Origin of the sequence: Aestuariivivens sp. NBU2969 (assembly GCF_019931125.1) — a bacterium.
In the GTDB taxonomy this organism is placed as follows: Bacteria; Bacteroidota; Bacteroidia; order Flavobacteriales; family Flavobacteriaceae; genus Aestuariivivens; species Aestuariivivens marinum.
This window is the reverse complement of sequence record NZ_JAIOUU010000032.1, coordinates 1-12,898: the sequence shown is the minus strand read 5'-3', so window position 1 is coordinate 12,898 and position 12,898 is coordinate 1. Positions and strand designations below refer to the sequence as shown.

The 12,898-nt window shown below is 34.8% G+C and carries 10 protein-coding genes; 6 read left to right on the top strand and 4 right to left on the bottom strand.

The window, feature by feature from the left end; genetic code table 11:
- The first annotated feature begins 262 nt into the window (after positions 1–262).
- The 5 genes from K7G79_RS14035 to K7G79_RS14015 all read left to right on the top strand — a co-directional run bounded on the left by K7G79_RS14035 (position 263) and on the right by K7G79_RS14015 (position 6,940).
- Positions 263–2,473, top strand: a complete 2,211-nt coding sequence (locus K7G79_RS14035) for an NADP-dependent isocitrate dehydrogenase (protein WP_223552231.1) — start codon at positions 263–265, stop codon at positions 2,471–2,473.
- A 69-nt stretch (positions 2,474–2,542) separates the two neighbouring features.
- On the top strand, positions 2,543–4,918 hold the full coding sequence (locus K7G79_RS14030) for a TonB-dependent receptor (RefSeq protein WP_223552230.1): 2,376 nt from the start codon (positions 2,543–2,545) through the stop codon (positions 4,916–4,918).
- 3 nt (positions 4,919–4,921) lie between these two features.
- Entirely contained in the window at positions 4,922–5,737 is an 816-nt protein-coding gene (locus tag K7G79_RS14025; protein ID WP_223552229.1) for a DUF4249 domain-containing protein, read from the top strand.
- Between the two features lie 155 nt (positions 5,738–5,892).
- Positions 5,893–6,711, top strand: coding sequence for an N-acetylmuramic acid 6-phosphate etherase (murQ, locus tag K7G79_RS14020; protein WP_223552228.1), 819 nt, complete (start codon positions 5,893–5,895; stop codon positions 6,709–6,711).
- On the top strand, positions 6,698–6,940 hold the full coding sequence (locus K7G79_RS14015; RefSeq protein ID WP_223552227.1) for a DUF6095 family protein: 243 nt from the start codon (positions 6,698–6,700) through the stop codon (positions 6,938–6,940). The genes murQ and K7G79_RS14015 overlap by 14 nt, the downstream gene beginning before the upstream one ends.
- Here K7G79_RS14015 and K7G79_RS14010 read toward each other — a convergent pair.
- The 4 genes from K7G79_RS14010 to K7G79_RS13995 form a co-directional block, all read right to left on the bottom strand.
- A complete protein-coding gene (locus K7G79_RS14010) occupies positions 6,933–7,433 on the bottom strand; it encodes a DinB family protein (protein ID WP_223552226.1) in 501 nt (166 codons plus the stop codon). The two genes, K7G79_RS14015 and K7G79_RS14010, sit on opposite strands and share 8 nt — an antisense overlap.
- 85 nt (positions 7,434–7,518) lie before the next feature.
- The gene (locus tag K7G79_RS14005) at positions 7,519–8,112 is read right to left on the bottom strand and encodes a gluconate 2-dehydrogenase subunit 3 family protein (RefSeq protein ID WP_223552225.1); all 594 of its coding nucleotides are present in this window, start codon (positions 8,110–8,112) and stop codon (positions 7,519–7,521) included.
- Positions 8,113–8,115: 3 nt separating this feature from the next.
- Positions 8,116–9,804, bottom strand: a complete 1,689-nt coding sequence (locus K7G79_RS14000; protein ID WP_223552224.1) for a GMC oxidoreductase — start codon at positions 9,802–9,804, stop codon at positions 8,116–8,118.
- Between the two features lie 73 nt (positions 9,805–9,877).
- Positions 9,878–11,554, bottom strand: a complete 1,677-nt coding sequence (locus tag K7G79_RS13995) for a DUF1080 domain-containing protein (protein ID WP_223552223.1) — start codon at positions 11,552–11,554, stop codon at positions 9,878–9,880.
- A 275-nt stretch (positions 11,555–11,829) separates the two neighbouring features.
- Between K7G79_RS13995 and K7G79_RS13990 the strand changes: the two genes are divergently transcribed.
- Positions 11,830–12,765, top strand: a complete 936-nt coding sequence (locus tag K7G79_RS13990; RefSeq protein ID WP_223552222.1) for a hypothetical protein — start codon at positions 11,830–11,832, stop codon at positions 12,763–12,765.
- Positions 12,766–12,898 lie beyond the last annotated feature (133 nt).

The window sequence follows — 12,898 nt, the reverse complement described above, 5'->3', positions numbered from 1 at the left end:
CAAGGATAACTCAGTGCCTTTATTCATCAATGTAATTTAAAGCACAAAGAAAATTATTTTTCTCTTTAGACCCAACTTTTGAGATTGATCCCTTAGTTGTCCATACTTTTTTTTAATTACCTTTTAATTAGCTTATTTTATTGGGCTTTGGTTCTGGAATCGACTATAATAACTATCATTTTTTTGTATATTCGCAACGCCAAAAAAGGCGCTAGTTATAAACACCTAAACTACAGTATATTAAAATTAAAAAAGGCAACGAATGTCAAAAATTATCTACACAAAAACCGATGAAGCTCCTGCGTTAGCTACACGATCTTTTTTACCCATAGTTAAAGCTTTTGTTAAATCAACCGGTATAACCATAGAAACAAGGGACATTTCTCTAGCTGCCAGAATATTATCTGTTTTCCCAGATTATTTGGGCGAAGACCAACGTGTCTCGGATGATTTGGCTTTTTTAGGTGAATTAGCTACAAAACCAGAAGCCAATATTATAAAGTTACCTAATATTAGTGCCTCAATCCCACAATTGAAAGGTGCTATAAAAGAGCTACAACAAAAGGGATTTGCTGTTCCCAATTATCCAGACTCACCTAGCAATGCTTTGGAAAAAGAAATTAAATCACGCTATGATAAGGTTAAAGGCAGTGCTGTAAATCCTGTATTAAGAGAGGGAAACAGTGACAGACGTGCGCCTAAAGCTGTAAAAAATTATGCAAAAAAGAATCCGCATACTATGGGTGCTTGGTCCAGTGATTCGAAAACACATGTAGCAACCATGACCAGCGGTGATTTTGCTCACAATGAAAAATCGATTACTATATCAGGGGCTACATCCATAAAGATACAACACATTGACAGTAAAGAAAATATAACTACTTTAAAAGATAGTTTTCCATTACTTAAAGGCGAAATAATAGACGCTACTGTAATGAACAAAAAGGCATTGGTAAGCTTCTTAGACCAACAAGTTGCTGATGCAAAATCTAAAGACATTCTTTTTTCATTGCACATGAAGGGTACAATGATGAAGGTTAGTGACCCAATTATTTTTGGGCATGCTGTAAGAGCATACTTTAAAGATGTTTTTGAGAAGCATGGAAAAGTAATAGATGAACTTGGAGTAAATGTAAACTCAGGTCTTGGAAATCTTTTGGAACGCATACAGGAACTACCTGAAGATGTACGCAAGGACATTGAATCTGATATTGAATCCACCTATAAAAACGGACCATCAATTGCTATGGTAAATAGTGATAAAGGCATTACCAATTTACACGTCCCTAGTGACGTCATTATAGATGCTTCTATGCCAGCTATGATACGTACTTCTGGTCAAATGTGGAATGCCAAAGGTGAATTACAGGACACAAAAGCAGTTATTCCAGACAGTAGTTACGCTGGTGTTTATGCAGCTACCATAGATTTTTGCAAAAACCATGGTGCGTTCAATCCAACTACTATGGGAACTGTTCCCAATGTTGGGCTTATGGCCCAAAAAGCAGAAGAATATGGTTCCCATGATAAAACTTTTGAAATTCCTACTAATGGAACTGTACGAGTTATTGATTCAGAAGGGAACATATTGATGGAACACACTGTTGAAACTGGTGATATTTGGAGAATGTGCCAAACTAAGGATGCACCAATACAAGATTGGGTAAAATTAGCGGTAACCCGTGCCAAGGCATCACAAACACCAGCTGTTTTTTGGTTAAACCAAAACAGGGCTCACGATGCTGAATTGATTAAAAAGGTAAATACTTACTTAAAAGAGTATGATACAACCGGATTAGACTTAAGAATTCTTGCTCCTGTTGAAGCGACTACTTTCACTTGCGAAAGATTGAAGGCTGGACAGGACACCATATCGGTTACCGGTAATGTTTTGCGTGACTACCTAACCGACTTATTTCCGATTTTAGAGGTAGGAACTAGTGCAAAAATGCTTTCCATTGTACCGTTAATGAATGGTGGTGGTTTATTTGAAACTGGTGCTGGTGGATCTGCTCCTAAGCATGTTCAACAACTTTTAGATGAAAACCATTTACGTTGGGATTCTTTAGGTGAGTTTTTGGCCCTAGCTGTATCTTTGGAACATTTTAGTGATGTTAACAACAATGCAAAAGCCAAAGTTTTATCAGAAACCTTGGATGAGGCCACCGAAAAACTTTTGGAAAACAAAAAAGGGCCTTCCAGAAAAGCTGGTGAATTGGATAATCGAGGCAGCCATTTTTATTTAGCAATGTACTGGGCACAAGAACTTGCCAACCAAAACAAAGACCAAGTTTTAAAAGAGGAGTTTACTACAATTGCCAAACAATTAACTGATAACGAATCAGTAATTGTAAACGAGCTAAATAACATTCAAGGAAACCCAGTTAGTATTGGTGGTTACTATGAACCTAACGATGCTTTGGCCAATCAAGTGATGCGCCCAAGCAAAACACTAAACAGTATTATTGGTTAAATAAAATATAAAGTTAAGTTTAAAAGCCCCTGTAATGGGGCTTTTTTTATATTTTTATTAAAAAAATTCATGCATAAAATCCTTTTGTGGTTTATTTCGCTACTCATTTTAAATAATTTGTTGTTAAATGCTCAAGATAAATTTACCATAAGTGGAACCATTTCAGAAAAGAATAGTAACGAAACCTTAATAGGTGTAAATGTTATTTTTCCGGAAATACAATCTGGAACCACGACAAATGAATATGGTTTTTATTCCATTACTTTGCCAAAAGGCACTTACGACATAGTTATTAGCTATCTAGGATTCAAAACAATTTCTGAAACACTCACATTATCTGAAAATATTGTGAAAAATTTCAGTTTAACGGAGTCCCTCGAAAACTTAGATGAAATCATTATTACAGAAGATATTGAAAGGCTAAATATTAAAACGCCCCAAATGAGTATCAATAGGCTATCTGCCAATACCATAAAGGATATTCCGGTAGTTTTGGGGGAAGCCGATATCATTAAGGCCATTACCTTACTACCAGGTGTTACTAATGCTGGCGAAGGCGCATCGGGATTTAATGTAAGAGGTGGTGCAACTGATCAAAATTTAATACTTCTGGATGAAGCAACCATTTATAATTCGTCACATTTATTCGGATTTTTTTCAGTATTTAATCCAGATGCCATTAAAGACCTTCGCTTATATAAAGGAGGTATTCCAGCACGTTATGGAGGACGGGTATCTTCGGTCTTAGATATTTATCAAAAGGAAGGCAACAGCAAGGCCTTTCATATGAACGGAGGTCTTGGTTTAATATCCAGTAGACTCCTGGTAGAAGGACCTCTTAAAAAAGAAAAAGGATCGTTTCTTTTTGGAGGCCGATCCAGTTACGCCCACTTATTTTTGCCGCTTTTTGATTTGGATAATGTTGCTTATTTCTACGATTTAAATACAAAATTGAGTTACAAAATAAACAACAGAAACAACATTTACTTGTCTGGTTATTTTGGTCGTGATGTTTTTAGAATCCAAGATTCATTCGAAAATTCTTATGGTAATGCTGTTTTTAACTTTAGGTGGAACCATTTATTTTCAGATAAATTATTTTCCAATTTATCATTAATTTACTCTAACTATGATTACGATTTAAAGCTAAGCTTTGTAGAATTCGACTGGGTTTCGGGCATTAAAAACTTCAATTTGAAATACGACTTTAAGCATTACATTAATAATAAATTTAAACTTCAATATGGTTTAAATAGTATTTATTACAAGTTTAATCCAGGAGATATAAAACCAACAACCGAATCCTCTGGGATAAACCCGTTTAAACTTACCGATAAGTATGCCTTAGAAAACGCTATTTATTTAGATTCCGAACATCAAGTGTCTGATAAATTATCCCTTTCATACGGATTACGCCTAAGTACTTTTCATCGAATGGGACAAAAAGAATTAAACGTTTATGAAAATGACCAACCAGTCCTATTTAACGATAACTTTCAAATCTATGAAAAAGCAGATCCAATAGACGTAGAAATTTTTAAACGCAGTGATGTAATTGCTAAGTTTTTAAATATAGAACCCCGTGCTTCATTAGCATACCAGCTCAACGCTAAAAACTCTATTAAAGCAAGCTACAATAGGATGAGTCAATACTTACACCTATTGTCCAATACAAATTCACCTACTCCTTTGGATGTCTGGACACCTAGTGGAAAATATGTTAAACCCCAATTGTTGGATCAATTTGCTGTTGGCTTTTTTACAGATTTCAAAGAAAGCGACTATACATTGGAAATCGAAAGTTTTTTTAAAACCGTTAAAAACAGGATCGATTACATTGATGGTGCCGATTTAGTAGCGAATAACGCCATAGAACAGGTTATTTTAAATGGCCGGGCAAGAGCTTATGGCCTTGAACTCCTTTTAAGAAAAAATGAAGGCCGCCTTAAGGGTTGGCTAGCCTATACCCTATCAAAATCAGAACAGCAAACAGAAGGTAGAACATCACAAGAATCTGGAATTAACAATGGGCTTTGGTATAAAACGCCTTTTGACAAAACACATGATTTATCTGTTACAGGCAGCTATGAATTGAATGGGAAATGGAAACTAAACTCCAACTTTGTATTTCAAACGGGACAACCAACTACCTTTCCTGATGGTCAATATGAATTTAATGGCATAACCATTCCAAACTATAATGATAGAAATACTGATAGGTTGCCTTCATACCACCGTATTGATATTTCAGCAAGATATACCCCAAAACCAGATAAAACTAATGGTTGGAAAAGTTATTGGACATTTGGAATCTATAATTTGTATAATAGAAGAAATGCTGCGTCAATCGCTTTTAGAAGAAATCAGGATAATGGCAAAAATGAAGCTAACCGCTTATCAATATTTGGGGTCGTCCCTTCTATATCCTACAATTTTAAGTTTTAGCTCATGAAAAAATTAATCTATATAATGGTATTGGTTATTAGTTTTTCTTCTTGTGAAGATGTTATAGATGTAGATTTAAAAACCACCGACCCAAAATTAGTTATAGATGCATCCATAAACTGGGTTAATGGAACCACGGGAAACTTACAATTTGTAAAATTGACATTGACCGCACCTTTTTTTAATGATGATGTACCCCCTGCTACTGGAGCAACGGTAGTAGTAACCGATGCATTTAACAATACTTACAATTTCATTGAAGAAGGGCTAACAGGTGTTTACAAAAACGACTCTTTTGTTCCAGAAATTAACGGCATATACCGCTTAACTATTATCTATAATAACGAAACTTATACCGCTACAGAGAAACTCATGCCGGTTAGTTCAATTGAATATGTAGAACAAAAAAACGATGGAGGCTTTAGTGGTAATGAAACAGAAATTGAAGCTTATTACACAGACCCCAAAGGGATCAATAATTATTATCTATTTGAATTTATAAATACTTCAACTAATATTGTAAGTCTGGAAGTTTATGATGATGAGTTTACAGACGGCAATCAAATATTTGCTTTCCACTCAGAAGAAGATTTAGAAACTGGAGATATACTTGAAATAAGAAACTATGGAATTTCAAAACAGTTTTTTGAATATTTGAGTATACTTCTGCAACAATCTGATGAAGAATCTGGTGATCCCTTCGAAGTACAACCAGCAACAGTAAGGGGCAATTGTATAAACGAAACTAATCCTAAAAATTATCCTTTGGGCTACTTTAGGGCTTCACAGGTAGATACTTTCACTTATGATATAAAATAATTTTACAGATAATCATTGATAAAATAGTTATCCTAAATATTTTATGGAAAATTCACACTTGGTTTAACTTTACTCATTTACTAGAAAGTTAATATATATTTTCATTTAGTTTTGGAGAATTTTTAAATGAAAAAATTCATGTACTTTTGTGGAGTATGGATTTTATAAAAGTAACTGAACAGGATTCCAACTACAATCATCTTGAAAAGATGAGTGTAAAAGAGTTGCTTCAAAATATAAATAACGAAGACAAAACTGTTCCTTTTGCAGTTGAAAAAGCGCTCCCACAAATTGAAATATTAATACAACAAATTGTAAAACAATTAAGTAATGGTGGCCGTTTATTCTATACTGGTGCTGGAACCAGCGGTCGTTTGGGTATTTTGGATGCTTCAGAATGTCCACCAACTTATGGTGTATCTCGCAATTTGGTTATTGGATTGATTGCTGGAGGTGATACAGCCATTAGAAACTCTGTTGAATATGCTGAAGATTCAACCACCCAAGGTTGGAAAGACCTTAAAGCCTATAATATTTCAAGTAAAGATGTTGTTGTTGGAATTGCCGCCTCAGGAACCACACCTTATGTTATTGGGGCACTAAAAAAATGTAACGAAAACAATATTATTACTGGCTGTATAACTTGTAATCACAACAGTCCCTTATCAAATACAGCTCAATATCCTATAGAAGTTATTGTTGGCCCCGAATTTGTTACCGGAAGCTCTAGGATGAAATCTGGTACCGCACAAAAACTAGTCCTCAATATGATTACCACTACTACCATGATACAACTAGGCCATATAAAAGGCAATAAAATGGTAGACATGCAATTAAGCAATGACAAACTTGTGGATAGAGGAACCAAAATGGTGATGAAAGAGCTTAATATTCCTTTAGGTGAAGCACAAAAGCTTTTAAATAAATTTGGAAGTGTTCGATTAGCAATTCAACATTATAATGACAGATACTAAAAGAACGGATAAAAATATTCTTTTAAAAGGACTTAAACTAATGGGGGGAGCTTTAGCATGCATGTTTATTGGCCCTTCACTTATTTACATTTCACAAACAAAAATAAAACCTCCTATTGATATGGTTATTCTAATAATAGCCATTGTACTTTGCTGCTTGGCATTATACCTAGCCTATAAGGGAATTAATACAATTTTAGATAGTATGTTTAAAAAAAACTCTAATTAAGATTAGGTGCTTTTGGAGTTGTTGGGTTATACCCAAAATCAGTATCATTTATAACAATATTTAGACGATCCAAAATATAACTAATAATGGCGTAATGGTGTATGGTATGGCTATTGGCTTGGGCAAACAAAGCCGCATAGGTATAAGGCATTTCAATTACCCCAACTCCTAAATCGTCATAAACTGTAACTTGATCTTCAAGATTTCTATCCGTAGCCAAAAGTTTAACAATGATTTGCTCCAGATAGTCGGAAGCTTGTTTACAGCATGTTTCTATATTTTCATTACGCTTTCGAGCGGTTAAATCAACTTTTTCGCCATCTTTACTCATCAAAATACAATCATAAAAATCTAAGATATGTCTAATATGTCCTCCTATGCTGGAGTAATACGGCGAAATAGATTTATTGGTTAAAGTAGCATCGTCTAAATTGGATAATAGGAGTTTTGATTTTTGAAGCGTTTTTAGTGTTGATTGAAGAATGCTGTTCATAAAGACTAAAATACTAATTTTATTTAAGAAAAAATTTATGCCTTTAGTCTAAAACTTACATTTAAAACTTTGCCAGTCTTGTTTCTTATCGTGAAATACAGGCTGTATAAGTTCCTAAATAAGGGTTAAACCCTAAAATACCTTCCTTAACCTCCTGTGAAGTCATATAAGCAAACACTGTATAATACCTTATAAAAAATAAGTATTTATAGAGGTAATAGTTATCTAAATCGTTTATTTCTTCAGGTGTCGAACCCATCAAGTTATACACTTTGTTTTGATCTTCTTCATTTAAATCGAAATACCTAGAAATCATTTTTTTTGTTTCTTTTGTACTCGCTTCTGAAATATCCTTTTTGAAAAGTGATTTAAATGCTTGTTGAAAAGCTATTCCACCTTTAGTAAAATTTTCCTGTTCAACTTTAGTTACCACGTCATTTAACAACTCATCTAAAAACTGGGGAACATTTACATCTAAAGCTCCTAAAGTATCTGTTTTGGGTAATATAACATTGGTTATTTGCTCTAAAACAATAGCTTGCGACTTGTTTAAAAAGATAGGATACCAAGATAATCCCTTTTCTTTTGAACAAGAGACCAACACCTTTAATAATGTTGGCGTGGCTATGATACTTCCTGCGGAGAACGTTAAAGCCTTCAAAGCGTTTCTTCTATCCATATACTAAAACACATTCATTTTTAATTGTTTAGCTGCATGGTTTGCAGCCCGAGCCGATAAAGCCATATACGTTAACGAAGGATTTTGATAAGCAGACGAGGTCATGCAAGAACCATCAGTAACATAAACATTTGGCACCGCATGAACCTGATTGTTTTTGTTTAAAACTGAAGTTTTAGGATTATGACCCATTCTCGCCGTTCCCATTTCATGGATAGCATGTCCTGGAAAACAAGGTTCATCGTACCCCTTAACGTCTTTAAAACCCGCTGATTTTAACATATTAACGGCCTCTTTTTGCATGTCTTCCCGCATCTTATGTTCGTTTTCTTTAAATTCACAATCGAAGGTTACGGTTGGCACACCCCATTCATCTGGTTCGTCTTTGTTGAGAGACATCTTATTATCATGGTAGGGTAAACATTCACCAAACCCTGTCATACCAATTACCCAGGGACCTGGTTTTAATAGTTTATCTTTCAAGGCTTCTCCATAAGAGAGTTCCCTTATAGCACTTTGCCAACTACTCCTACTCGCACTACCCTGAAACCCAAATCCACGCAAATAATCTTGCTTTGTGGCTTCGTCTCCTAAATTCCTGAATCTTGGAATATGGAAACTTGTTGGGCGTTGTCCAATATAGATTTTGTCCTCAAACCCCTCAACTGAAGCTGTCGCCCCAACTTTAAAATGATGATCCATTAAATTATGGCCCAATTCGCCACTATCATTTCCTAAACCGCTTGGAAATCTTTCAGAAGTGGAATTCAATAAAATAGACGTGCTACCAACTGTTGAAGCACAACAGAAGATAACTTTGGCTGAAAATTGAATCTTTTCATGGGTAACAGCATCAATAACCACAACTCCAGTAGCTAATTTTTTAGCATCATCATAAATAATTTTACTGACTATTGAATTGGGTCGAAGCGTCATGTTTCCTGTTTTAGCTGCGGCAGGAAGCGTAGAAGAATTACTGCTAAAATACCCTCCAAACAGGCAGCCCCTAATACACTGGTCGCGATATTGACAATTAGTCCTTCCTTCATGTTCCACATCACCCGTAAGGTGCGCAAAACGACCCATGGTTAAATAGCGATTGGTATAGTTTTCGGCAATTTTGCTTTTAAACTCCTGTTCTACACAGTTTAATTCCATTGGTGGTGTAAAAATACCGTCGGGCAAATAAGGAAGTCCTAATGTTTCACCACAAACTCCTATAAATCGTTCCACCCTATCATACCAAGGGGCAATATCCTTATAGCGAATGGGCCAGTCTACGGCTATTCCTTCTTTTTTGTTAGCTTCAAAATCGAGGTCACTTAGTCGTAAAGTTTGTCGTCCCCAAGTAATAGATCTCCCGCCAACATGATAGCCTCTAATCCAATCAAATCGCTTTTCTTCGGTATAGGGGTGTTTTAAATCATTTACAAACCAATGTTTACTCTCTTCACGTACAGCAAATCCTGTTCTGTTTTGCTTTTCTTGCTTTTTTAATTCTTCTTGGGGGACTAACCCTCGATATTTAAAATCCCAAACATTTTTATTGGCTGTTGGGTAATCCTCTATATGCTTTACCATTCGTCCTCGTTCAAGCACAAGCGTCCTTAAGCCATTTTCGCATAATTCCTTTGCCGCCCAGCCACCAGAAATCCCAGTACCTATAACAATGGCATCATAAACTTGGTCCATCAATCTTACTTCTTAATTTAGGGAATAAAAATAACTGTTTGCTAAAAGTTAAACAGGTTACAAATTTTTCATTTTAGGGTGCTAAATCCTTAATTCTTATGTTTCGGAACCAAAGTTCTGAACCATGTCCCAAAAATCCAATATGTCCTTTATTTCGCTTTAGTCCAGGATGGTCTTTACCATCTGCAGTACCATTTTTTGTTGCTTCATTAATGTTTCCTTCAACAATTACAGCTCCATTAAGCGTAATTTTAATAGTATCATCTTTCACCATAACTTCTTGATCGTTCCACTCTCCAACTGGCTTTAAATAACCACGCTTTGCTCCTATAATTCCATATACGGAACCATGGTATTGATACGGCTTTAGGTTTGCATAAATTGGAGCCGAATTGTCCAAAATCTGCAATTCTTTACCTACATATGCAGCATCACCTTCTAAAGGGGCGTGAATCCCTAATCCGTTATTGGCTCCAGGCGTTAATTTAAATTCAAAACGAAAAATAAAATCGGAATATTCATTGGCCGTGTATAAGTTACCTTGTCCACCACGTTTTGGTTCAACAGCAATTTCATTGTTCTTGACAATATAATCTACTTTATTTCCAATCCAATAATCTAAATTTTTTCCATTAAATAACGATTTAAAGCCCTGTTGTTTTTCCTCTTTTGTTAACAGATCTTCTCCAGATGTGATCTCACGCACATAAACATTTCTAAACCCAAGATCTTCACCATGCGCTTGTAGTTCTATAGCTTCCTTTGGAAAAATCTTTTGTTTACGATCCCAATAATTTTCTAACGGTACATTATCGGTAACCAACACACCGTTTAAATAAACCGTTACCCGTTCTCCTATCATTTTTATACGAAAGGTATTCCATTCATCAACAGGGTTGTCAGCGACCTCCAAAGGCTTACTTTCATGCTTTTGATTATTATAGAGTCCGCCACTCCCTACCTGAGCTCCTGCATCAATCCTCTCAATATCCCAAATCTGAACTTGTGGTGTTCCTCTTAGATAAATACCACTATCACCACCATTTGTTATTTTCCAATCTACCAACATTTCAAAATCGCCATAATCTTTAATGGTACATATATTATTATAACCTTCTCCCTTAAATCCTATAACGCCATCTTTTACAAACCAATCCCTTAGCATTTGTTGGTTGGCTTCTTCCTGTGCCTTAACTAATTCTTCTTCAGACATTTTTTGTCTTGCAATGGGGTTTTTAACCAACCCTTCCCAGCCTGTCAAATCTTTACCATTAAAAATGGAAACAAAACCTTCTTCATTTGGCATATTCTTTAAAAAAGCCTTAACCGCTTTCTCTGTATAATTATCTGATTCCTTTAAATTATCAACACTTTTTGATACAATTTCCTTAACTAAAGTTCCACCCAATCCGTTGTTTTTTCCTAGTGAGGGTAATGCGATCTTAATGGTAGCATGGGATGCGGTTGATGACAATGCTTTATCTTCTAGAAACTCTGACACAAATACCAGTGCTAAAAAAGTCTTTATTTTTTCTGCTGCTTTAATAATCTGTTTCTTTTGGTTTACAGTAGTAGCATAAGGCAAAAGCTTTTTAACTAAAAGTAATTTTTGATCATCTGGAACATTGGAAATGGATACCTTAGTCAATGCTTCAGCAAACGCAACACCTCCTTTTTTATTGCTCTGTCCTAAAATACTTTGAGTTGAAATTAAAACAACTGTATTTATAATTATTAAAATTCTTTTCATGTATACTTAATTAATATTTCCAATAGTTTTTAAGAGCTGTGGTAACGCAAGTTTTATTAATTTCTCGAAAATAGAAAAAACTGACCAAACATTAGTTTATAAATCTTGCTTTATCAAAACACACTTTATTGTACACTAAAAAATATAACTTACAATTATTTATTATATTTATGTAAACATTTGATTTATAATGAGTCTTGACAAAAAGTTGATATCAGCCGAAATGATTATTTGCTAATTTCTTATGAAATATAAAACCAATAAAATTTAAATAAATGAAAACAAAAATTCTATTAACACTAACCCTTGTTTTAATAATATGCTGCAAAACTGATAAAAAAGAGAAGGCCAACCATTCTGTAACAACAGAAAAAATCGACAACAGTATAGAAGTAGTGACCAATGTAATGGATTTTGTATGTGTAGATACCATTAAATCTGGATGGAATACGTTTAAATATATTAACAAATCAAACGAACCCCATTTTTTAATGTTTGATGATTATCCAGATGACAAGACTATAGATACAATCAAATCTCAGGTTATGAAACCTTTTGATGACGGTATGATGTACATTATGAAAGGAGATATGGATGCTGCAATGAACGCCTTTGGCGCATTACCAGAATGGTTTCAAGATGTTAAATTTGTTGGGGGTACCGGTTTAATTTCCCCTGGAATGACTGCAAATGTAACCATTAAACTTGAACCAGGATTTCATATTATGGAATGCTATGTAAAAATGGAAAATGGAATGTTTCATGCCTCTATGGGAATGGCAAAAGAACTTTATATTTTAGAAGAAGATAGTGGCAATCAACCTCCAGAAGCTGATATTAATATTACTATTTCAAGTACAGAAGGAATTGTATATAACAAAGAAATCACTAAAGGAAACCATATTATATCAGTGTTTTTCAAGGATCAGATTGTTCATGAAAACTTTGTTGGTCATGATGTAAATCTTGTAAAGTTAAGTGATAATGCAAATCTAGATGAACTTGAAGCCTGGATGAATTGGATGAACCCAAAAGGTTTAATTTCCCCAGCTCCTGAAGGTGTTACCTTTTTAGGTGGCGTAAATAATGGCCTTACAAGTAACATTCAATATTTTGAGGTAAACTTAGAGCCCGGCAACTATGCTTTTATTGCAGAAGTCCCTAATAGTAAATCTAAAGGTATGTTTAAAACTTTTAGTATTATAGAATAAAATAGAAACTTAAACAAAAAACCCCTCACTAAAAACAGTGAGGGGTTTCCAAAAAAGGCAACGACCTACTCTCCCACAGATGCAGTACCATCGGCGCTAACGGGCTTAACTTCTCTGTTCGGAATGGTAAGAG